The organism is Streptomyces sp. NRRL F-525 (assembly GCF_000716605.1).
In the GTDB taxonomy this organism is placed as follows: domain Bacteria; phylum Actinomycetota; class Actinomycetes; order Streptomycetales; family Streptomycetaceae; genus Streptomyces.
This window is the reverse complement of sequence record NZ_JNXE01000064.1, coordinates 1-22,136: the sequence shown is the minus strand read 5'-3', so window position 1 is coordinate 22,136 and position 22,136 is coordinate 1. Positions and strand designations below refer to the sequence as shown.

18 protein-coding genes and 1 riboswitch are annotated in these 22,136 nt (G+C 71.6%); of the genes, 16 read left to right on the top strand and 2 right to left on the bottom strand.

Features of this window, described 5'->3' with window-relative positions; genetic code table 11:
• Window positions 1-129: 129 nt before the first annotated feature.
• A complete protein-coding gene (locus OO69_RS46505) occupies window positions 130-879 on the bottom strand; it encodes a class II aldolase/adducin family protein (RefSeq protein ID WP_033287093.1) in 750 nt (249 codons plus the stop codon).
• Window positions 880-1,075: 196 nt separating this feature from the next.
• Between OO69_RS46505 and OO69_RS46500 the strand changes: the two genes are divergently transcribed.
• From OO69_RS46500 to cobI, 10 genes are all read left to right on the top strand, one after another.
• Window positions 1,076-1,867: a lysozyme gene (locus OO69_RS46500; RefSeq protein ID WP_033287092.1), complete on the top strand. Its 792-nt coding sequence runs from the start codon at window positions 1,076-1,078 to the stop codon at window positions 1,865-1,867.
• Window positions 1,868-1,965: 98 nt separating this feature from the next.
• The gene (locus OO69_RS46495; RefSeq protein WP_033287091.1) at window positions 1,966-3,216 is read left to right on the top strand and encodes an inorganic phosphate transporter; all 1,251 of its coding nucleotides are present in this window, start codon (window positions 1,966-1,968) and stop codon (window positions 3,214-3,216) included.
• Between the two features lie 33 nt (window positions 3,217-3,249).
• The gene (locus tag OO69_RS46490; RefSeq protein ID WP_033287090.1) at window positions 3,250-3,471 is read left to right on the top strand and encodes a hypothetical protein; all 222 of its coding nucleotides are present in this window, start codon (window positions 3,250-3,252) and stop codon (window positions 3,469-3,471) included.
• Window positions 3,472-3,605: 134 nt separating this feature from the next.
• Window positions 3,606-3,748: riboswitch (cobalamin riboswitch) on the top strand.
• Between the two features lie 99 nt (window positions 3,749-3,847).
• Entirely contained in the window at window positions 3,848-4,789 is a 942-nt protein-coding gene (locus tag OO69_RS46485; protein ID WP_033287089.1) for a cobalamin biosynthesis protein, read from the top strand.
• On the top strand, window positions 4,786-6,297 hold the full coding sequence (locus tag OO69_RS46480) for a cobyric acid synthase (RefSeq protein WP_033287088.1): 1,512 nt from the start codon (window positions 4,786-4,788) through the stop codon (window positions 6,295-6,297). The genes OO69_RS46485 and OO69_RS46480 overlap by 4 nt, the downstream gene beginning before the upstream one ends.
• A complete protein-coding gene (gene cobN / locus OO69_RS46475) occupies window positions 6,294-9,947 on the top strand; it encodes a cobaltochelatase subunit CobN (protein WP_033287087.1) in 3,654 nt (1,217 codons plus the stop codon). The genes OO69_RS46480 and cobN overlap by 4 nt, the downstream gene beginning before the upstream one ends.
• A complete protein-coding gene (locus OO69_RS46470) occupies window positions 9,944-11,965 on the top strand; it encodes a putative cobaltochelatase (RefSeq protein ID WP_033287086.1) in 2,022 nt (673 codons plus the stop codon). The genes cobN and OO69_RS46470 overlap by 4 nt, the downstream gene beginning before the upstream one ends.
• Window positions 11,965-12,564, top strand: a complete 600-nt coding sequence (cobO, locus tag OO69_RS46465) for a cob(I)yrinic acid a,c-diamide adenosyltransferase (RefSeq protein ID WP_033287085.1) — start codon at window positions 11,965-11,967, stop codon at window positions 12,562-12,564. Before OO69_RS46470 ends, cobO begins: the two co-directional genes overlap by 1 nt.
• Window positions 12,565-12,580: 16 nt before the next feature.
• Window positions 12,581-14,131, top strand: a complete 1,551-nt coding sequence (locus OO69_RS46460; RefSeq protein ID WP_420707973.1) for a cobyrinate a,c-diamide synthase — start codon at window positions 12,581-12,583, stop codon at window positions 14,129-14,131.
• The gene (gene cobI / locus OO69_RS46455; protein ID WP_033287083.1) at window positions 14,116-14,862 is read left to right on the top strand and encodes a precorrin-2 C(20)-methyltransferase; all 747 of its coding nucleotides are present in this window, start codon (window positions 14,116-14,118) and stop codon (window positions 14,860-14,862) included. The genes OO69_RS46460 and cobI overlap by 16 nt, the downstream gene beginning before the upstream one ends.
• A 17-nt stretch (window positions 14,863-14,879) precedes the next feature.
• On the opposite strand, the gene OO69_RS46450 is transcribed toward cobI, so the two are convergent.
• On the bottom strand, window positions 14,880-15,608 hold the full coding sequence (locus tag OO69_RS46450) for a ZIP family metal transporter (RefSeq protein ID WP_033287082.1): 729 nt from the start codon (window positions 15,606-15,608) through the stop codon (window positions 14,880-14,882).
• 110 nt (window positions 15,609-15,718) lie between these two features.
• Between OO69_RS46450 and cobM the strand changes: the two genes are divergently transcribed.
• Genes cobM through cobC form a run of 6 tightly spaced genes read left to right on the top strand, consistent with a single transcriptional unit; the run spans window position 15,719 to window position 22,099 of the window.
• Window positions 15,719-16,552 carry a precorrin-4 C(11)-methyltransferase gene (gene cobM / locus OO69_RS46445; protein ID WP_033287081.1) on the top strand — a complete coding sequence of 278 codons (834 nt, stop codon included), beginning with the start codon at window positions 15,719-15,721 and terminating at the stop codon, window positions 16,550-16,552.
• Window positions 16,549-17,787: a bifunctional cobalt-precorrin-7 (C(5))-methyltransferase/cobalt-precorrin-6B (C(15))-methyltransferase gene (locus tag OO69_RS46440; RefSeq protein WP_033287080.1), complete on the top strand. Its 1,239-nt coding sequence runs from the start codon at window positions 16,549-16,551 to the stop codon at window positions 17,785-17,787. The genes cobM and OO69_RS46440 overlap by 4 nt, the downstream gene beginning before the upstream one ends.
• A complete protein-coding gene (gene cobJ / locus OO69_RS46435) occupies window positions 17,784-19,493 on the top strand; it encodes a precorrin-3B C(17)-methyltransferase (RefSeq protein WP_033287079.1) in 1,710 nt (569 codons plus the stop codon). The genes OO69_RS46440 and cobJ overlap by 4 nt, the downstream gene beginning before the upstream one ends.
• A 5-nt stretch (window positions 19,494-19,498) precedes the next feature.
• A complete protein-coding gene (locus OO69_RS46430; RefSeq protein WP_033287094.1) occupies window positions 19,499-20,089 on the top strand; it encodes a precorrin-8X methylmutase in 591 nt (196 codons plus the stop codon).
• On the top strand, window positions 20,086-21,009 hold the full coding sequence (locus tag OO69_RS46425; protein WP_033287078.1) for a sirohydrochlorin chelatase: 924 nt from the start codon (window positions 20,086-20,088) through the stop codon (window positions 21,007-21,009). Before OO69_RS46430 ends, OO69_RS46425 begins: the two co-directional genes overlap by 4 nt.
• Window positions 20,999-22,099, top strand: a complete 1,101-nt coding sequence (cobC, locus tag OO69_RS46420; protein WP_033287077.1) for an Rv2231c family pyridoxal phosphate-dependent protein CobC — start codon at window positions 20,999-21,001, stop codon at window positions 22,097-22,099. Before OO69_RS46425 ends, cobC begins: the two co-directional genes overlap by 11 nt.
• Window positions 22,100-22,136 lie beyond the last annotated feature (37 nt).

The window sequence follows — 22,136 nt, the reverse complement described above, 5'->3', positions numbered from 1 at the left end:
CCTCTCCACCACCCGCACCCCACACAAAGCCGACCTCACCCTCTCGCTTCCGCCGTCCCCACCCGCGCCCTCACCCTCGCCGCGCTCTCCTCTGCCCCTCACCTCCACCGCCCTCACCCCGCCGCACCTTCACCCCTCACCCCGCCGCGCGCCCCCCTGCCCATACCCCCGCAACCGCTCCCCCGCCTCAGCCACCTGCTCCCCCGTCAGCAACGTCGGCGACAACCCCGGTACCGACGACGCCGTAAGCCACAGCCGGCACATCCACTCCAGCTGGGCCGTGCGGTCGAAGGCCTGGTCCAGGGACGTGCCGTAGGCGATCGTGCCGTGGTTCTGGAGGAGGCAGGCGGAGCGGTCGGCGAGGGCGTGGAGCATGTTCTCGGCCAACTCCTCCGTGCCGTAGGTCGCGTACGGGGCAACCCGGACCGGGCCGCCGAGGGCGCCGGACATGTAGTGGACGGAGGGGAGTTCGGGGACGAGGGTCGAGACGGCCGTCGCGTGGACGGCGTGGGCGTGGACGACCGCGTGGGCGTCGGTGCTGCGGTAGACGGCGAGATGCATGGGGAGTTCGCTCGTCGGGAGCAGGGTGCCGAGGACCTGCCGGCCGTCGAGGTCGACACCGACCGTGTCGGCGGGCGCGAGGCGGTCGTAGGGGACGCCCGACGGTGTGACCAGGACCGTGTCGCCGACGCGCACCGAGACGTTCCCGGACGTGCCGACGACCAGGCCGTCGGAGACCGTCCGGCGCGCTGTCGCGACGAGCGCGCCCCAGGCGTGCGCCTCCTCGGCGCGCACACTTCGCCTCCGCGCCTCCCCCACGATCCCCGCACTCTCCCGGGTGCCCCGCCCGTCCCGTTGGTCCCGCCGTTGCTCAGCCATGCCGCGATCCTGTCAGCCGGTGCCCCAACGCACGTTCGGGCGAAGGCACTTTAGGCCGGAAGCCGCGCATCCGAAAGATGACATATAGGTGTCAATCACCCACTCCGGCCGCTTGGCCGGAGACCGACCGGCATTGACGGATCTTCCAATAACCTCTGGGAGATTTGTCGTGCACGCCGCCATTCCCGGGGGAAACATGGCCCGTGACCGCACACCGAACCGCATCCGCACCCTCGCCCGCCCACACCCGCGCGCCCGCCTCGCCGCAGCCGCCCTCGCCGCGCTCACCGCCGGCGCAACCGCCCTCGCGCTCACCGAGACCCCGGCCACCGCCGCCGGCACCGCCGCGAGCCCGACGAAGGGCCACGACGTCTCCTCGCACCAGAAGAGCGTCAACTGGCCGAGCGCGAAGGCGAAGGGCGCCACGTTCGTCTACGTCAAGGCGACCGAGTCGACCACCTACCGCAACCCGTACTTCGGCCAGCAGTACGACGGCGCCCGCAAGGCGGGCATCATCCGCGGCGCGTACCACTTCGCCCTGCCGGACAGATCGTCCGGCGCGAGCCAGGCCGCGTACTTCGTGGCGCACGGCGGCGACTGGAAGGCGGACGGCTGGACGCTGCCGCCGGCCCTGGACATCGAGACCAACCCGTACGACAAGAAGCACCCCTGCTACGGCCTGAGCAAGACCGGGACGGTCAACTGGATCAAGGCCTTCAGCGCCGAGGTGAACCGGGAGACCGGCCGCCGCCCCGTGATCTACACGACCACCCTGTGGTGGAAGACCTGCACGGGCGACAACAGCTCCCTGGCCTCGGCACACGCCCTGTGGATCGCCCGCCACGGGTCGGCGGACGCGGGCTCGCTGCCCGCCGGATGGTCGTACTGGACCTTCTGGCAGTACGACAACAGCGGGAGCCTGCCGGGTGACCAGAATCTCTTCAACGGGACGGTGAGCCAACTGAGGAAGTTCGCCCGGGGTTACTAGGCAATCCGGCCACCACAGGGACCCCCTCAGTTCATCTTCCGTTCATTCAGGTTTCCTACGGTCAACGCGCCAATGACCTCGAACGATTGCCTGGGTAAATGGAAAGCTTCTCGCTGATCCTCGCGATTGTGGTGATCACCGCACTCGCGTTCGATTTCACGAACGGTTTCCACGACACCGCCAACGCGATGGCCACCACCATCTCGACCGGTGCGCTCAAGCCCAAGGTCGCGGTGGCCATGTCGGCCACCCTCAACCTGGTGGGCGCTTTTCTCTCCGTGGAGGTCGCCAACACGATCTCCAAGGGGCTCGTCGACGAGAGCGGCATCCGGCCCGAGGTCATCTTCGCCGCCCTGGTCGGCGCGATCCTCTGGAACCTGGTGACCTGGCTCGTCGGCCTGCCGTCCAGTTCCTCGCACGCCCTCATGGGCGGTCTGATCGGCGCCACCATCGCCTCGGCCGGCACCGGCGCGGTCCACGGCGACGTCCTGGTCACCAAGGTGCTGCTCCCGGCGATCGCCGCCCCGATCGTCGCGGGCGTCGCGGCGATGCTCGCCACCCGCTTCTCCTACGCCGTGGGCAAGAACGCGGGCGGCAAGGCCGCCGACAAGGGCTTCCGCGTCGGCCAGATCGCCTCCGCCGGCCTGGTCTCGCTGGCCCACGGCACGAACGACGCGCAGAAGACGATGGGCATCATCACCCTGGCCCTGATCGCCGGCGGCTCCATCGCCCCCGACTCGGACCCGCCCACCTGGGTCATCCTCTCCGCGGGCCTCGCCATCGCGATGGGCACCTACATCGGCGGCTGGCGCATCATCCGCACGATGGGCAAGGGCCTGACCGACCTCCAGCCGCAGCAGGGCTTCGCCGCCCAGACCAGCGCCGCCGCGGTCATCCTGGCCTCCTCGCACATCGGCTTCTCCCTGTCCACCACGCACGCCGTCTCCGGTTCGGTGATGGGCGCGGGCCTCGGCCGCAAGGGCGGTGTCGTCCGCTGGTCGACCGCCACCCGGATGTTCGTCGCCTGGGGGCTCACGCTGCCGGCCGCCGCGCTGGTCGGCGCGCTCGCCGAGTCCGTGACCGACCTCGGCGACTGGGGCACCGCGCTGGTGGCCGTCTTCCTGGTCGCGTCCAGCGCCGGCATCTGGCTGCTCTCCCGGCGCCAGGTCGTCGACGCCTCGAACGTCAACGAGATCGACGAACCGGCCGGCGTGGTCACCACCGCCATCGCCGCCGTCACCCCGCCGCCCCCGTCGGTCGCCCTCTCCGAAGGCCTGTCGGCGACGATCCCCTCCCCGCCCACCCTCGCGAAGTCCGACCCGGCGACACCGCCGGCCGCCGCCGTCTGAGCCCGCGCCCCAGACACGAAGGAACGAATCAGCATGCACATCGACTGGGCAGCCCTCGGCTCCGTCTTCGGCGTCAGCCTGGTGGCCACCGTCTCCCTCGTGGCGGTCTTCACCCTCGGCATCGTCGGCCTCTCCCGCCGCGAACGCGCCACCGCCCAGGGCGACTCCGCGCCCCTCGCCCTGACCGGCGCGTACGCCTGCTTCGCGGCCTGCGCGGCGGCGGTGGCGTACGGGATCTATCTGATCGTGGCCTGACCGGCCGCCAGTTCGACCGAGCGTGGGGTGCGGGACGGGTCGCCGTCCCGCACCCCACGTCCGCGTGACCCCTCCGACCCCTCGCGTGTGGGCATCAGCACACTCCGTCCCCGCAGGTCAACAGCAAGTTGACGGCCCTTCCAACAGCATGGTGGACTGCCGGAGCCATATACGGCGGCAGGAGAGGAAGCCGGTGCGAATCCGGCGCGGTCCCGCCACTGTCACCGGGGTAGACACCCCCGGGAGCCAGGAACTCTCACCGCCGGTCTCGTCGAACCAGGGCGTGGACACCCTGAGTGAGGACAAATCGCCATGCTCGGCTGCCGTTCGAGGTCCCGCACCATCCCCGTGTCCGACTCAGTGATCGGCTGACCCGATGCGTGCCGATCGCGTCTTCGCGTACGGCGCCGCCGCCGGCCTCCTCGGCGACCACCTCCTCGGCGATCCCCGCCGCGGGCATCCGGTCGCCGCCTTCGGCCGTGCCGCCGGCGCCGTGGAACAGGTGCTGTGGCGCGACCACCGAGGCTGGGGCGCCCTGCACACCGCCGTGTGCGTAGGCGGCACCATCGCCTTCGCCACCGCGGCCACTTCGGCCCTACGACCTTCCCGTACGGCCTCTGCCGCCCTCACCGCCGCCGCCACCTGGGCCGTCGTCGGCGGAACCTCCCTCGCGCGCGAGGCCGGGGTCATCGGGCGCGCGCTGGAGGCCGGGGACATCGATGCCGCACGGGCACGACTCCCCCACCTCTGCGGACGGGACCCGCAGGCCCTCGACGCCGACGGGATCGCCCGGGCCGTCGTCGAGTCCGTCGCCGAGAACACGTCCGACGCGGTCGTCGGCGCCCTGGTCTGGGGCGGCATCGCAGGCGTCCCGGGCCTGCTCGGCTTCCGCGCCGTGAACACGCTGGACGCGATGGTCGGCCACAAGTCGGCCAAGTACCGCCGCTACGGCTGGGCTTCGGCCCGCCTCGACGACGTCGCCGGCTGGCCGGGCGCCCGCCTCACCGCCGCCCTCGCGACCGTGGCGGGCGGCGACCCGCGCGGCGCCGCCCGCGCCTGGCGCACCGACGCCCGCAAACACCCGAGCCCCAACGCCGGTCCCGTGGAGGCCTCCTTCGCGGGCGCCCTCGGCGTACGACTCGGCGGGACGCTCTCCTACGGCGGCCGGGTCGAGCACCGGCCCGTGCTCAACGGCGACGGACGCGCCGTCGCCGTACCGGACATCGCGCGTGCCGTACGGCTGTCCCGGCGCGTCGGGCTGCTCGCGCTCGGGGTCAGTGTCGCCGGGCGGCTGCTGGTGAAGGGACGGAAGTCATGAGCGGCGGCGGGCTGTTGGTGGCCGGCACCACCTCGGACGCCGGCAAGAGTGTCGTGACCGCCGGGATCTGCCGGTGGCTGGTGCGGCAGGGCGTGAAGGTCGCGCCGTTCAAGGCGCAGAACATGTCCCTGAATTCATTCGTCACCCGCGAAGGTGCCGAGATCGGGCGGGCGCAGGCCATGCAGGCGCAGGCGTGCCGGATCGAGCCGACCGCGCTGATGAACCCCGTACTCCTCAAGCCGGGCAGCGACCGCACCAGCCAAGTAGTCCTCATGGGCAAGCCAGTTGGCGAGATGAGTGCGCGCGGCTATCACGGCGGGCGTCAAGAGGCGCTACTCGGCACGGTGTTGGACTGTCTCGCCGAGTTGCGGGGCACGTATGACGCGGTGATCTGTGAGGGGGCCGGTTCGCCCGCGGAGATCAATCTGCGGCGGACCGACATCGTGAACATGGGCATCGCGCGCAACGCCCAACTACCCGTTCTCGTCGTCGGCGACATCGACCGCGGGGGCGTCTTCGCCTCCTTCTTCGGAACCGTCGCGCTGCTGAGCCCCGAGGACCAGGCGTTCGTCGCCGGGTTCCTCGTCAACAAGTTCCGCGGCGATGTCTCGCTGCTGGAACCGGGGTTGGAGATGCTGCTCGGCCTCACCGGGCGGCGGGCGTACGGCGTGCTGCCGTTCCAGCACGGGCTCGGGATCGACGAGGAGGACGGGCTGCGCATCTCGCTGCGCGGCACCGTGCGCGAGTCGAACACCGCGCCGCCGGTCGGCGAGGACGTGCTGCGGGTCGCCGTCTGCGCGATCCCCCTCATGTCCAACTTCACCGACGTGGACGCGCTGGCCGCCGAACCGGGCGTCGTGGTGCGGTTCGTGGACCGGCCGGAGGAGTTGGCCGACGCGGACCTCGTCGTGATCCCGGGGACCCGGGGCACGGTGAAGGCGCTGGAATGGCTGCGGGGACGGGGACTTGGGGACGCGCTGATCCGCCGGGCTGCCGAGCAACGCCCCATCCTCGGGATCTGCGGCGGCTTCCAGATCCTCGGTGAGCACATCGACGACGAGGTCGAGAGTCGGCAGGGCTCGGTCGACGGGCTCGGAGTCCTGCCGCTGCGCGTGCGGTTCGCGCGCGAGAAGACCCTCACCCGGCCCGTCGGCGAAGCCCTCGGCGAGCCGGTCGAGGGGTACGAGATCCATCACGGGGTCGCCCAACTCACGGGCGGAGAAGCCTTCTTGGACGGCTGCCGGGTCGGTCAGACCTGGGGCACCCACTGGCACGGCTCGCTGGAGTCGGACGGGTTCCGGCGGGCGTTCCTGCGCGAGGTGGCGGCCGCCGCGGGCCGCCGGTTCGTACCGGCGCCCGACACCTCGTTCGCCGCGCTGCGCGAGGAGCAGCTCGACCGGCTCGGCGACCTCATCGAACAGCACGCGGACACGGACGCGCTCTGGCGACTCATCGAGTCCGGCGCGCCGCAAGGACTGCCTTTCATTCCACCGGGAGCGCCCGCATGAGCACAGTGTTGTTGTTGTCGACCGCCGACACGGATCTGCTGGCGGCCCGGGCCTCCGGCGCCGGGTACCGGATCGGCAACCCGTCCCGGGTGGACGCGGCGGAGGAACTCCCCGCCCTGATCTCCGGTTCGGACATCGCCGTCGTACGACTGCTCGGCGGCAAGCGCGCCTGGGAGGACGGGCTCGCCGCGCTCAAGGCCTCCGGCATCCCGACCGTGCTGCTGGGCGGGGAGACCGTCCCCGACGCGGAGTTGATGGCCGAGTCGTCGGTACCGGCGGGTGTGGTCGCCGAGGCGCTGCGGTATCTCGTCGAGGGCGGGCCGGACAACCTCACCGAACTCGCCCGGTTTCTCTCGGACACCGTGCTGCTCACGGGTGAGGGCTTCGAAGCACCGCAGGAGATGCCGGAGTACGGCGTCCACGGCGAGCCCGAACTCGACCTGGACCGCCCGACGGTCGCCGTGCTCTTCTACCGCGCCCACGAACTCAGCGGCAACACCGCCTTCGTGGACACCCTGTGCGACGCGATCGAGGCGAAGGGCGCCAACGCCCTTGCCGTGTACTGCGGTTCACTGCGCAGCGCGGAATCAGGCGTGTACGAGCTCATCAACGAGGCCGACGCGCTGATCACCACTGTCCTCGCGGCCGGCGGCGCGAACGCCTCGGAGGCCTCCGCGGGCGGCGAGGAGGGGGCCTGGGACGTCGAGGCGCTCAACATCCTCGGCATCCCCGTCCTGCAAGGGCTCTGCCTGACCACCTCGCAGGCGGCGTGGGAGGCGTCCGACGCCGCCCTCTCCCCCATGGACGCCGCGATGCAGGTCGCGATCCCGGAGTTCGACGGCCGCCTCATCACCGTCCCGTTCTCCTTCAAGGAGCAGGGCCCGGACGACGTCCCGGTCTACGTCGCCGACCCCGAGCGGGCCGCGCGGGTCGCCGGAATCGCCGTACGGCACGCGAAGTTGAAGCACAAGCCGAACGCCGAGAAGAAGCTCGCGGTCGTGTTCACCGCCTATCCGACGAAGCACTCGCGGGTCGGGAACGCGGTGGGTCTGGACACGCCCGCATCGGCGATCCGGGTGCTGGACGCGTTGCGGGACGCCGGGTACGGGGTCGACGAACACCCGGACAACGGGGACGAGTTGATCCACCGGCTCATCAACGCCGGTGGCCACGACGTCGAATGGCTCACCGAGGAGCAACTGGCCGCCGCACCCGCGCGGGTGCCGCTCGCCGACTACCAGGCATGGTTCGACAAGCTCGAACCGGAGCTCAGGCAGGGCATGTTGGACGCGTGGGGTGAGCCACCCGGCAACCTCTACGTGGACGGCGACGACATCGTGCTGGCATCCCTCCAGTTCGGAAACGTCGTGGTCATGATCCAGCCCCCGCGCGGCTTCGGCGAGAACCCGATCGCGATCTACCACGACCCCGACATGCCGCCGTCGCACCACTACATGGCCGCGTACCGCTGGCTGGACAACAGCTTCGGCGCCGACGCGATCATCCACATGGGCAAGCACGGCACCATGGAATGGCTGCCCGGCAAGGGACTTGGGCTCAGCAGTGGCTGCGCGCCCGACGCCGTACTCGGTGAACTCCCCCTGATCTACCCGTTCATCGTCAACGACCCCGGCGAGGGCACCCAGGCCAAGCGGCGCGGCCACGCCACCGTCGTCGACCACCTGGTGCCGCCGATGGCGCGTGCCGACACGTACGGCGATCTGGCCAAGCTGGAGCAACTCCTCGACGAGTACGCCCTCGTGTCCGACCTGGACCCGACGAAGGCGCCGGCCGTGCGCGCGCAGATCTGGACGCTGGTGAAGGCGGCCGAGCTGCACCACGACCTGCATGTCGACGACCAGCCGGACGACGCGGCGTTCGACGAGTTCGTGATGCACATCGACGGCTATCTGTGCGAGATCAAGGACGTGCAGATCCGCGACGGGCTGCACATCCTGGGTGGCGGCCCGGTCGGCGAGGCGCGGGTGAACCTCGTGCTGGCGGTGCTGCGCGCCTCGCAGGTGTGGGGCGGGCAGGCCAACGCGCTGCCGGGTCTGCGGGCCGCGTTGGCCGAGCACTTCGGCCTGGTCGAGAAGGAGTTGCTGGCCGAACCGGGGGCGCCGGTGAAGGTGCCGGTGGAACTGACCGAGCTGGTGGACGGGCCCGCCCGTTCCGCCGCCGACGCGATCGATCTGCTGGAGCAGCTGTGCCGCCGGTTCGCCGAGGGCATGGAGTCCCAGGAGTGGGAGGTGACGGCAGTCCCGGCGCTCGTCCGTGCCGTCATCGGCACCGAACTCCCGGACGCCGTCGCGGTGTTGGAGTTCGCCTGCGTCGAGGTCGTGCCCCGGCTCGCCCGCACGACCGACGAGATCGACCACATCCTCCTCGCCCTGAACGGCGGTTACGTCCCGGCGGGCCCCTCCGGCTCCCCGACCCGTGGCCTGGTCAACGTCCTCCCGACCGGCCGGAACTTCTACTCGGTCGACCCCAAGGCCATTCCGTCCAGGCTGAGTTGGGAGGTCGGGCAGGCGCTGGCCGACTCGCTCGTGCAGCGGTACCTCCAGGACAACGGCGAGTTTCCCCAGTCCGTCGGCCTCACGGTCTGGGGTACGTCGGCGATGCGCACCCAGGGTGACGACATCGCCGAGATCCTCGCGCTGCTGGGCTGCCGTCCCGTCTGGGACGACGCCTCGCGCCGGGTGACCGGCTTCGAGATCGTGCCCGTCACGGAGTTGGGCCGGCCGCGCATCGACGTCACGGTGCGCATCTCCGGCTTCTTCCGGGACGCGTTCCCGCACGTCGTCGGGCTGATCGACGACGCGGTGCGGGCAGTGGCCGAGCTGGAGGAGCCGCCGGAGTCCAACTACGTCCGCAAGCACGCCGACGAGGACACCGCCGAGCACGGCGACCGGCGCCGGGCCACGGCCCGTATCTTCGGCTCCAAGCCGGGGGCCTACGGCGCCGGTCTGCTGCCGTTGATCGACGCGCGGAACTGGCGCAGCGACGCGGACCTCGCCGAGGTGTACGCCGTGTGGGGCGGTTACGCGTACGGGCGCGGGCTGGACGGGCGGGCGGCGCGCGGGGACATGGAGACCGCGTTCAAGCGAATTGCCGTAGCGGCCAAGAACGTTGACACCCGCGAGCACGATCTCGTCGACGCGGACGACTACTTCCAGTACCACGGCGGCATGGTCGCCATGGTCCGCCACCTGACCGGCACCTCCCCCGAGGCGTACGTCGGTGACTCGGCCACCCCGGACCAGGTGAAGACCCGCACGCTGGGCGAGGAGACGCACCGCGTCTTCCGCGCCCGGGTGGTCAACCCCCGCTGGATGGCGGCGATGCGGCGCCACGGCTACAAGGGTGCCTTCGAGATGGCGGCGACCGTCGACTACCTCTTCGGGTACGACGCGACGGCCGGCGTCGTCGACGACTGGATGTACGAGAAGCTCAGCGCGGAGTACGTCTTCGACCCGGAGAACCGGGACTTCATGAAGAAGTCCAACCCGTGGGCGCTGCGCGGCATCACCGAGCGGCTGCTCGAAGCGGCCGAGCGCGGACTGTGGGCCGAGCCGGACGCGGACACGCTGGAACGACTGCGGGCCACCTACCTGGAGCTCGAAGGCGACCTGGAGGGCGACGACCAGTGACAACTCCCTTTCCGTTCACGGCCCTTGTCGGCCAGGACGATCTGCGGCTCGCGCTGCTGCTGAACGCCGTGTCGCCGGCGGTCTGCGGTGTGCTGGTGCGCGGCGAGAAGGGCACCGCCAAGTCGACGGCCGTACGCGCCCTTTCGGCGATGCTGCCGGAGGTCGCCGTCGTGCCCGGCTGCCGTTTCTCCTGCGATCCCGCCGCGCCCGACCCGGCCTGCCCGGACGGGCCGCACGAGACCGGGCCCGGGGCCCAACGCCCCGCGCGCATGGTCGAGTTGCCGGTCGGCGCCTCCGAGGACCGGCTCGTCGGCGCGCTCGACATCGAGCGGGCACTCGCCGAGGGCGTCAAGGCCTTCGAGCCGGGCCTGCTCGCCGACGCGCACCGGGGCATCCTCTACGTCGACGAGGTCAACCTCCTCCACGACCACCTCGTGGACCTCTTGCTGGACGCCGCCGCGATGGGCGCGTCGTACGTCGAACGCGAAGGCGTCTCCGTCCGGCACGCCGCCCGCTTCTTGCTCGTCGGCACCATGAACCCCGAAGAGGGCGAACTGCGCCCGCAGTTGCTCGACCGCTTCGGGCTGACCGTCGAGGTCGCGGCCTCGCGGGAGCCCGACCAGCGGGTCGAGGTCGTCCGGCGCAGGCTCGCCTACGACGACGATCCCGCCGGGTTCACCGTGCGCTGGGCGGACGAGGAGTCCGCCGTACGGGCCCAAATCATCGCCGCGCGTGCGCTGTTGCCGTCCGTGCGGCTGGGCGACGGGGCGCTGCGGCAGATCGCGGCGACCTGTGCCGCCTTCGAGGTGGACGGCATGCGGGCCGACATCGTCATGGCCCGAACGGCGACCGCGCTGGCCGCCTGGGCCGGGCGGACCGACGTACTCGCCGAGGACGTACGGCAGGCCGCGTTGCTCGCGCTGCCGCACCGGCGGCGGCGAAATCCCTTCGACGCGCCGGGACTTGACGAGAACAAGCTCGACGAGACGCTGGAGGAGTTCGCGGAGCAGGAGCAGGAGCCGGAGCAGGGGCCCGAGGACGATCCCGATCCGGACGGCGGTCCTGACGGTCCGAGCGGGGGCGGCGGGCAGCAACCGGACTCCGATGGGCCTCAGGGTGATGACACGGGTGCGCAGCCCGAGGCCAGCGAGGGCGGGGAACCGCAGCCTTCCGGCGCGGGCTCGGGTGAGCAGCAGCCCGTGCGGGCCTCCGAGCCCTTCCGGACCAAGGTGCTGAGCGTGCCGGGGATCGGCGAGGGTGCCGCCGGGCGGCGTTCGCGGGCGCGGACCGAGCACGGGCGGACCACCGGGGCCAAGCGGCCCCAAGGGACGCTCACCAAGCTGCACTTGGCGGCGACCATCCAGGCGGCCGCTCCGCATCAGCTGGCTCGCGGGCGGTCCGGACGTGGGCTGGTCGTGCGCCGGGACGATCTGCGGCAGGCGACGCGGGAGGGGCGTGAGGGCAACCTCGTGCTGTTCGTCGTGGACGCGTCCGGGTCGATGGCGGCGCGGCAGCGGATGAGTGCGGTGAAGGGGGCTGTGCTGTCGTTGCTGCTCGACGCGTATCAACGACGGGACAAGGTGGGGCTGGTGACTTTCCGGGGGGCGAGCGCTGATGTTGCGTTGCCGCCGACCTCTTCCGTGGACGCCGCCGCCGTACGGCTGGAGTCGTTGCCGACGGGTGGGCGGACGCCGCTTGCCGCCGGACTGCTCAAGGCGCATGACGTGCTGCGGGTGGAGCGGTTGCGGGATCCGGCGCGGCGGGCGCTGGTTGTCCTCGTGACCGATGGGCGGGCCACCGGTGGGCCCGAGCCGGTCGCGCTTGCCGGGCGGGCGGCGCGGCTGTTCGCCGCCGACGGGGTCGCCTCCGTGGTCGTGGACTGCGAGACCGGGCCCGTACGGCTGGGGCTGGCAGGGCAGTTGGCCGGTGAGCTGGAGGGTACGGCTGTGACGCTGGACGAGTTGCGGGCGGACTCGATCGCCGGGCTCGTGAAGGACGTACAGAGGAGGGCCGCGTAATGCCGCAGGGGCAGCCAAGTGTCGTACCGGATGACGGGTTGACGACCCGTCAGCGGCGGAATCGGCCACTTGTCGTTGTGCATACGGGAGTTGGGAAGGGTAAGTCGACCGCCGCCTTCGGGCTGGCGTTGCGTGCCTGGAATCAGGGGTGGCCGATCGGGGTGTTCCAGTTCGTCAAGTCGGCGAAGTGGAAGGTCGGCGAGGAGAACGCGCTTCGGGTGCTGGGGGCTTCCGGTGAGGGCGGGTCCGTCGACTGGCACAAGATGGGCGAGGGGTGGTCGTGGGTTCAGCGCGACTCCCAGATGGACAACGAGGAGAAGGCGCGGGAAGGGTGGGAGCAGGTCAAGCGGGATCTCGCCGCCGAGACCTACAAGCTGTATGTGCTGGACGAGTTCGCCTACCCGATGCACTGGGGGTGGGTCGATGTCGATGAGGTCGTCTCCGTGCTGCGGGACCGGCCGGGCACGCAGCACGTCGTGATCACCGGGCGGAACGCGCCCGAGAAGCTCGTCGAGTACGCCGACCTCGTCACCGACATGTCCAAGGTCAAGCACCCCATGGACGCCGGGCAGAAGGGTCAGCGGGGTATCGAGTGGTGAAGCTGTCGTGACTTCCTTGTCCTCCTCGTCCTCCTCCGTCCCTCGGTTGGTCATTGCCGCGCCTTCGTCCGGTAGCGGCAAGACCACTGTTGCCACGGGGTTGATGGCCGCGTTCGCCTCGCGGGGGCTTGCCGTGTCTCCGCACAAGGTCGGGCCGGATTACATCGACCCCGGGTATCACGCGCTCGCCACCGGGCGGGTGGGGCGGAATCTCGACGCGTATCTGTGTGGGCCCGAGTTGGTCGGGCCGTTGTTCGCGCATGGGGCTCGCGGGTGTGATCTCGCTGTTGTCGAGGGTGTGATGGGGATGTTCGACGGGGCTGCGGGGGAAGGGGAGTTGGCGTCCACGGCGCATGTGGCGAAGTTGCTGCGGGCGCCGGTGGTTCTTGTCGTCGACGCGTCTTCGCAGTCTCGGTCTGTCGCGGCCTTGGTGCATGGGTTTGCTTCCTGGGATCCGGAGGTTCGGGTCGGGGGCGTGATCCTGAACAAGGTCGCGTCCGATCGGCATGAGGTGTTGTTGCGGGAGGCGTTGGACTCGGCGGGGGTACCGGTGCTGGGGGTGTTGCGGCGGGTTCCTCAGGTGGATACGCCTTCTCGGCATCTGGGGTTGGTGCCGGTTGCCGAGCGGCAAGGTGCTGCGGTGGAGGCCGTTGCGGCTATGGGGGCGCAGGTCGACGCCGGGTGTGATCTTGAGGGGTTGCTTGCGCTGGCGCGTAGTGCCGGTGTGTTGTCGGGTGCGGGCTGGGATGCGGCTGAGGCCTTGGCTTCTTCGCCCCCGCCGCCCCTACCCGTCCCGTCCCTGGGGGCTGCGCCCCCAGACCCCCGCTTCGGCCCTGAAGGGGCCTCGTCCTCAAACGCCGGACGGGCTGAATGTGTGGGCCTGAGCCCAAAAGTGAACGGACAGGCCGAAAATGCAGGCCCGCGTCCAAAAGTGAATGGGCAGGCCGATGTTGCCGCCAGCTCAAAAGTGAGGGTTGCCGTCGCCGGAGGCCCCGCCTTCACCTTCTCCTACGCCGAGCATGCCGAACTCCTCACCGCGGCCGGTGCCGAGGTCGTCGTATTCGATCCGCTGCGGGATGAGGAACTCCCGGACGGAACACGCGGGTTGGTGATCGGAGGCGGGTTCCCGGAGGTGTACGCCAGCGAGTTGTCCGCCAACGAACCGTTGCGCAAGGCGGTCGGAGCGCTCGCGGAGAGTGGTGCTCCCGTCGCCGCCGAGTGTGCCGGACTGCTGTATCTGTGCCGGGAGTTGGACGGGATGCCGATGTGCGGGGTGCTGGATGCGTCCGGGCGGATGAGCGAGCGGCTGACGTTGGGGTATCGGGATGCCGTCGCGTTGAGCGACAGTGTGCTGGCCGTGGCCGGGACGCGGATGCGGGGGCACGAGTTTCATCGGACCGTCGTCGAGCCCGGCTCGGGGGCGGCTCCCGCCTGGGGGGTTCGCGCTCCTGACCGGCGGGTCGAAGGTTTCGTACAACAGGGTGTGCACGCGAGTTATCTGCACACGCACTGGGCGGCCGAGCCCGGTGTGGCCCGTCGGTTCGTGGAGAGGTGCCGGACGTCATGAGCAGCAGCAGGTTGATCGGAGTCGGGGTGGGTCCCGGCGATCCGGAGCTGGTGACCGTCAAGGGTGTCAACGCTCTGCGGGCAGCCGATGTCGTCGTCGTGCCGGTCATGGACAGTGGTGAGCGGGGGCGGGCCGAGGCCACCGTTCTGCATTACGTGCCCGCGGAGAAGGTGCTGCGGGTTGTGTTCGCGCTGAATGAGCGGACCGACCGTGCTCGGCGTGAGGCCGCCTGGGATGCCGCGGGGGCCAAGGTCGCCGAGTTGCTCGGGACGAACGGTGTCGTCGCGTTCGCCACCATCGGGGACCCGAACGTCTACTCCACCTTCACCTATCTCGCCCTGACCATCGGGGAGTTGGTGCCGGGGGTGGTTGTGGAGACCGTGCCTGGTATCACCGCCATGCAGGATCTCGCCGCGCGTTCCGGGGCCGTGCTCACCGAAGGGACCGAGCCACTCACCCTCGTGCCCGTGACCGCCGGGTCCGGTGTGCTCAAGGACGCGCTCGCCGGGCCGGGGACGGTCGTGGCGTACAAGTTCGGGCGGCAGGCGGCGGAGGTCGCCGAGGCGTTGCGGGAGACCGGGCGGATCGAGGACGCGGTGTGGGGGTCGGCGCTCGGGCTGCCCGAGGAGTCGATCCGGCCCGCCGCCGAGCTGGATGGGGAGCCGTTGCCGTATCTGTCGACGCTCATCGCGCCCGCGCGGCGTGAGGGCGGGCGGGGCGGGAAACTGTGAGACCCCTCCCCATGGGCTCAGCTGGCGAGGCCTACCACCAGCCAGATGAACGCCGCTCCCGCGACCGTGCACAGCAGGGTCGCGGGCGCGGGGTGTTCGTGGTGAGCCTCGGGGAGGATCTCGGCGGCGGCGAGGTAGAGGAGCACGCCGCCGAAGAAGCCGAGATAGCCGCCGAGCAGGGCCTCCGGGATGGTGAGGAAGGCCGTCGACGCGGCACCCGCCACGGGGGCCGCCGCGTCCGCGACCAGCATCGCGATGGCCTTGCGGCGGGCGTTGCCGTACAGGCTCGTGATCGTGTACGTGTTGAAGCCGTCCGCGAAGTCGTGGGCGATGACCGCGAGCGCGACGGCCGTGCCCATGCCGCCGCCCACCTGGAACGCGGCGCCGATCGCGACCCCGTCCATGAAGCTGTGGCCGACCATCGCGGCGGCCGCCGTGAGGCCCACCTCGGGCGCGCGGCCGTTGTGCTCCTCGGCGCCGTGCGAGGCCTGGCGGGCGGCGAGCAGGCGTTCGACCAGATGGGCCACGAGGAAGCCGGCCACGAAGAGCAGCAGGGCGGCCGGTACGCCGAAGACCTCGCGGCCCGCCGCGTGCAGCGCCTCCGGCAGCAGGTCGAGGCCGACCACACCCAGCATCAGGCCGCCGGCCAGGCCCAGGACGAGATGGCGGCGGTCGGTCACGCGCTGTGCCGTCCAGCCGCCGGCCAGCGTCATCAGGAACGCGCCGAGCGCGACGAAGACCGCCATAGTCCCCTTGCTATCCGATCAACCCCTGTTCGCGCACATCCTGGCCCACTCCACCCCCACGTGTACTGACGTTCCCGTTCTGTTTGTCCCGCTTGAGAGGATCCGACCCCATGGCCGCTGCCGATACCGCTGCCGCCCCCACCGGCAAGGTGACCTTCGTCGGTGCCGGCCCCGGCGCCGCCGATCTGCTGACGTTCCGTGCCGCGCGCGCCATCGCCGAGGCCGACGTCGTGATCTGGGCGGCCAGCCTGGTGCAGGCCGAGGTCCTCGACCACGCGCGCGTGGGCGCCGAGATCCTGGACTCGGCGACGATGTCCCTGGAGGACGTCGTCGCCGTGTACGAGCGGGCCGGTGCGGAAGGGCTGCGCGTCGCCCGGATCCACTCCGGCGACCCGGCCCTCTGGGGCGGTACTCAGGAGCAGGTCGACCGGTGTGCCGCGATCGGGATCGCGACCGAGATCGTCCCGGGTGTCTCGGCGTTCTCCGCCGTCGCCGCCCTCGCGCAGCGCGAGCTGACGATCCCCGAGGTCGCGCAGTCCGTCGTCCTCACCCGGCTCGGCGGCGGCAAGACGCCGATGCCGCCCGGCGAGGAGGTGCGGGAGTTCGCGCGCCACGGCACGACCATGGCGATCTTCCTGTCGGCCGCCCGCAGCGGGCAGTTGGTACGGGAGTTGCTGGAGGGCGGCTATCCGACGGAGACGCCCGTCGTCGTCGCCTATCAGGCGACCTGGCCCGAGGAACTGATCGTGAAGTGCACGATCGCCACGCTGGAGGAGACGGTCAAGGAGCACAAGCTCTGGAAGCACACCCTCTTCCTGGTCGGCCCGGCCCTCGACGCCCACGGCACCCGCTCGCACCTCTACCATCCGGGCCATTTCCACGGCTACCGCAAGGCCGACCCGGAGGCCCGCCGGGCCCTGCGCTCTCGGGGTGCGAGCACGTGATCACGGTCTTGGGGACGGGGACGGGGACTCCCCTAGTGGACGACGTGCTCGCCGGCGCCCGGCTCGTCGTCGGCGGGCGGCGGCACCTCGCCGCCGTCACGGTGCCGGAGGACGCCGAGCAGATCGTCCTCGGCCCGCTCGCGCCCGCCCTCGACACCATCCAGGCCTACGTCGAGAAGGGCGAGCCGGTCGTCGTGCTGGCCTCGGGGGACCCCGGGTTCTTCGGGATCGTGCGGGCCCTGGCGGAACGCTTCTCCAGCGACGCCCTCGACGTACGTCCCGGGGTGTCGTCCGTCGCCACCGCCTTCGCTCGCGCCGGGCTGACCTGGGACGACGCGGTCGTCGTCAGCGCGCACGGACGTGACCTCCGTACGGCGGTCAACGCGTGCCGCGCGCATCCCAAGGTCGCCGTGCTGACCGGGCCGGGGGCCGGACCCGCCGAGCTGGGGGCGGCGCTCACCCACCGGACCGGCGGGCGCGTCCTCGTCGTCGCGTCCGCGCTGGGGTCCGGGGAGGAGCAGGTGGAGCGGGTCACGCCCGCCGAGGCCGCTGCCCGGGACTGGGGTACGGCGGTGAGTGTGGTGCTGTGTCTGGACGAGGCGCGGGTGCTCGGTGCCGTGCGGACGGTCGCCGGGGCTGCTGTCGGACCGGCCCAATGGGCGCTGGACGAGCGGGAGTTCGAGCACCGGGACTCGATGATCACCAAGTTCGAGGTACGGGCGCTGGCCCTGGCCCGGCTCGGGCCTCGGCTCGGCGACCTGGTCTGGGACGTCGGCTCGGGCTCCGGGTCCGTGGCCGTCGAGTGCGCGCGGCTCGGTGCCGCCGTCACCGCCGTCGAGAAGACCCGGGACGGTGTCGAGCGGATCCGCGCCAACGCCGAGGCGCACGGCGTCGACGTGCACACCGTGCACGGGGCGGCGCCGACCGTGCTGTCCGACCTCGACGATCCCGACGCCGTGTTCGTGGGCGGGGGCGGGCGCGAACTGCCCGCCATCGTCACCGCGTGCGCGCGGCGGGCCCGGCGGACCGTGGTCGTCGCGATGGCCGCGCTGGACCGGGTACCCGCCGTGCGGGAGGCTCTCTCGGCGGCCGGACTCGCGGTCGACGGGGTGCTGTTGCAGTCGTCCCGGCTGGCGCCGCTGCCGGGTGATGTGACCCGGCTCGCGGCGACCAATCCTGTTTTTCTGCTGTGGGGGAACCGAACCCCCGTGTCTCCAGAAGGAGTTGCTCTGTGATCGGCCTCATTTCCGCCACCGCGGCGGGCGCGGCTGCGCGCGACCGGCTGGCCGCCGCGTGGCCGGACCGTACGCGCGTGTACGAGGGTCCCGTCGGGGACGCCGTCCGGGCCGCGTTCGCGGAGTGCGAGCAGCTCGTGTGTTTCCTCGCCACGGGAGCCGTCGTACGGCTGATCGCCCCGCTGCTGGGCGACAAGCGGACCGACCCGGGGGTCGTGACCGTCGACGAGGGCGGCCGGTTCGCCGTCTCGCTGGTGGGCGGACATGGCGGCGGGGCCAATGAACTCGCCGTGGAGGTGGGCGAGTTGCTCGCCGCGCAGCCGGTGGTGACCACGGCCACGGACGCGGTGGGCGTGCCCGGTCTGGACACGCTCGGGTTCCCCGTGGAGGGCGATGTCGCCGGGGTCACGCGAGCCCTGCTGGACGGTGAACCGGTCGCCCTGGACGCGGAGTTGGCGTGGCCGTTGCCGCCTTTGAAGGTGTCGTCCCATGGTGCCTACGTCATCCGCGTCACCGATCGCGCCGTCGCACCCGGCGAGCGGGAGGTCGCGCTGCGCCCGCCATCCCTTGTCGTCGGGGTCGGCGCGTCCAAGGGTGCGCCGGTGGACGAGGTACTCGGTCTCGTCGAGAGCGCCGTGCGCGACGCGGGGCTGTCCCTCGCATCGCTCGCCCAACTCGCCACCGTCGACGCCAAGTCGGACGAGCCCGGCATCGTCGAGGCGGCCGAGCGGCTCGGTGTGCCGCTGGTGACGTACTCCGCCGGGGAGTTGGCCGCGGTGGAGGTGCCCAACCCCTCCGACGCGCCCCTGGCCGCCGTGGGCACACCGTCCGTGGCGGAGGCCGCCGCGCTCGTCGGCGGGGGCGAACTCCTCGTCCCCAAGCGGAAGTCGGAGCGCGCCGACGGGCAACCGGCCATGGCGACCTGTGCTGTTGTACGACGGGTCGCGCGCGGGCGGCTCGCGGTGGTCGGGCTCGGGCCGGGCGCCCGGGATCTGCTCACGCCGCGTGCGAAGGCCGAACTGCAGCGCGCTGCCGTGCTGGTGGGGCTGGACCAGTACGTCGACCAGATCCGCGATCTGCTGCGGCCCGGGACGCTGGTCCTGGAGTCGGGGCTCGGCGCCGAGGAGGAGCGGGCCCGTACCGCAGTGGCCGAGGCGCGCAAGGGACAGGCGGTCGCGCTGATCGGCAGCGGGGACGCCGGGGTGTACGCGATGGCCTCGCCCGCGCTCGCGGAGGCGTCGGACGACATCGACGTGGTCGGAGTCCCGGGCGTGACCGCCGCGTTGGCCGCCTCGGCGATCCTCGGGGCGCCGCTCGGCCACGACCATGTGTCCATCAGTCTCTCCGATCTGCACACGCCGTGGGAGGTCATCGAGCGGCGGGTGCGGGCGGCGGCCGAGGCGGACATCGTGGTGACGTTCTACAACCCCCGTAGCCGGGGCCGGGATTGGCAGCTCCCGAAGGCCCTCGCGATCCTCGCCGGGCACCGGGAGCCGACGACGCCGGTCGGTGTCGTACGGAACGCGTCGCGGCCCGACGAGTCCAGCCGGCTGACGACATTGGCCGCGCTTGATCCGGCGTGGGTCGACATGATGACGGTGGTGACCGTGGGCAACACGGCCACCCGGGACATCGCGGGGCGCATGGTGACGCCGCGCGGGTACCGCTGGCAGGCCGCGCAGGCATCGGAGGAGGGCGCCAAGTGACCGCTGTGAACCGTGTGGTTCATCCGATCGAGGTGGAGTCCTACCGGCGGATGCGGGCCCGGCTGGACACCTCGCACCTCCCGCCGCTGACCCGTGCGGTCGTGGAGCGGGTCGTCCACTCCGCGGCCGATCTGGCGTACGCGTCCGATCTCGTCCTGGACGAGGGCGAGTTGGCGAAGGCGCATGCCGCGCTGCACGCCGGGGCACCGGTGGTCGTGGACGTGCGGATGGTCGCGGCCGGGATCACCCGGCGCGAGACCGTGTGCAGGCTCGGGGACGCCAAGTCCGGGCCGGGGCTGACCCGTTCGGCACACGCGATCCGGCTCGCCTACGAGGAGGTCGGGCCCGGTGCCCTCTGGGTGATCGGCAACGCGCCGACCGCCCTGGAGGAGCTGCTGACGCTGGACGCCTCCCCCGCGCTCGTCATCGGGCTGCCCGTCGGTTTCGTCGGCGCGGTCGAGTCCAAGGCCGCGTTGCGCGAGAGCGGGCTGCCCGCCGTGAGCAACGTGTCCGAGAAGGGCGGTTCGGCGGTGGCCTCGGCCGCGCTCAACGCCTTGCTGTATCAACCTGTTTCACCTATCGAGGAGAAATCGTGACCACCCCGCCGCCCGCCCTGCTCATCGCCGGACACGGCACCCGGGACGAGGCCGGAGCCGAGGCGTTCCGGGACTTCGTACGGGAGTTGGGCCGCCGCCACCCCGAACTGCCTGTCGCGGGCGGGTTCATCGAGCTGTCGCCGCCGCCGTTGGGCGACGCGGTGACCGAGCTGGTGGAGCGGGGGGTGCGCCGGTTCGCCGCCGTACCGCTGATGCTGGTGTCCGCCGGGCACGCCAAGGGGGACATCCCGGCGGCGCTGGCCCGGGAGAAGGAGCGGCACGAGGGCATCTCGTACACGTACGGGCGTCCGCTGGGCCCGCATCCCTCGCTGCTGAAGGTGCTGGAGCGGCGGCTCGACGAGGCGCTCGGCGAGTCGGCGCGCACGCCCGCCGACCGGGCCGACGTGACCGTGCTGCTGGTGGGGCGCGGGTCGACCGACCCGGACGCCAACGCCGAGGTGCACAAGGCGGCGCGGCTGCTGTGGGAGGGGCGCGGATACGCGGGCGTGGAACCGGCGTTCGTGTCGCTCGCGGCGCCGGACGTGCCTAGCGGCCTCGACCGGTGCGTGAAGCTGGGTGCCCGGCGGATCGTCGTCCTGCCGTACTTCCTGTTCACCGGCATCCTGCCGGACCGGGTGCGGCAGCAGACGGAGGGCTGGGCGGCGGCGCACCCGGAGATCAACGTACTGTCCGCCGAAGTCATAGGCCCGGAGCCGGAGTTGCTGGACCTGGTGATGGAGCGGTACCGGGAGGCGGTCAAGGGCGATCTGCGGATGAACTGCGACTCGTGCGTGTACCGCATCGCGCTGCCCGGCTTCGAGGACAAGGTGGGGCAGCCGCAGCAGCCGCACTTCCACCCGGACGACGACGGCCACGACCACGGGCACCACCATCACGGTGGGCACGCCCATGCACACTGACAGAGCCCACGACCACGATCCGACGGACAGAGCGCACGATCTCCGTCATCACGGTGACGTCGAAGTGCGGGACGACGGCGCCCAGTTGATCGACCTCGCCGTGAACGTCCGCGCGGACACTCCCCCGGCCTGGTTGCGCGAGCGGATAGCCGGTTCGCTGACCGGGCTCGCCGCGTACCCGGACGGGCGCGCCGCGCGGGCGGCGGTCGCGGCGCGGCACGGGCTGCCGGTGGAACACGTCCTGCTGACGGCCGGTGCCGCCGAGGCCTTCGTGCTGCTCGCCCGCGCCCTGAAGGTCCGTCAGCCGGTGGTCGTGCACCCGCAGTTCACGGAGCCGGAGGCGGCGTTGCGGGACGCGGGGCACTCGGTGGGGCGGGTGCTGTTGCGGGAGGCGGACGGGTTCCGGCTGGATGCGGGGGCTGTGCGGGCGGTGCCCGAGGACGCGGACCTGGTGCTGATCGGCAACCCGACGAACCCGACGTCCGTCCTGCACCCCGCTGAGGTAATCGCCCAACTCGCCCGACCCGGGCGGACGTTGGTGGTCGACGAGGCGTTCATGGACGCGGTGCCGGGTGAACGGGAGTCGTTGGCAGGGCGGACGGACGTCCCCGGCCTCGTGGTCCTGCGCAGCCTCACCAAGACGTGGGGGCTGGCCGGACTGCGGATCGGCTACGTCCTTGCCGCCCCCGACACGATCGCGGAACTGGAGCGGGCCCAGCCGCTCTGGCCGGTGTCCACGCCGGCGCTGGCCGCGGCGGAGGCCTGCATGGAGTCCCCGGCCCTCGCCGAGGCCGCGCACGCCGCACACCGGATCACCGCCGACCGGGCCCATCTCGTCGCCGGGCTGGCCGAGTTCGCCCCCGACGGACTCCGGGTCATGGAACCCGCCGAGGGGCCGTTCGTCCTCGTCCGCGTTCCGAATGCGGTAGCTGTACGTCGGCATCTACGCGACCTGGGCTTCGCCGTTCGCCGTGGGGACACGTTCCCGGGGTTGGACGAGGCGTGGCTACGGCTCGCTGTGCGGGACCGGGCGACAGTGAACCGGTTCTTGCAGGCGCTGGACCAGGCGGTGACGTTGGCTGGACGGTGAGGTCGGCTTTTGCCCACCCACCCGCCCGTCTCGGTCG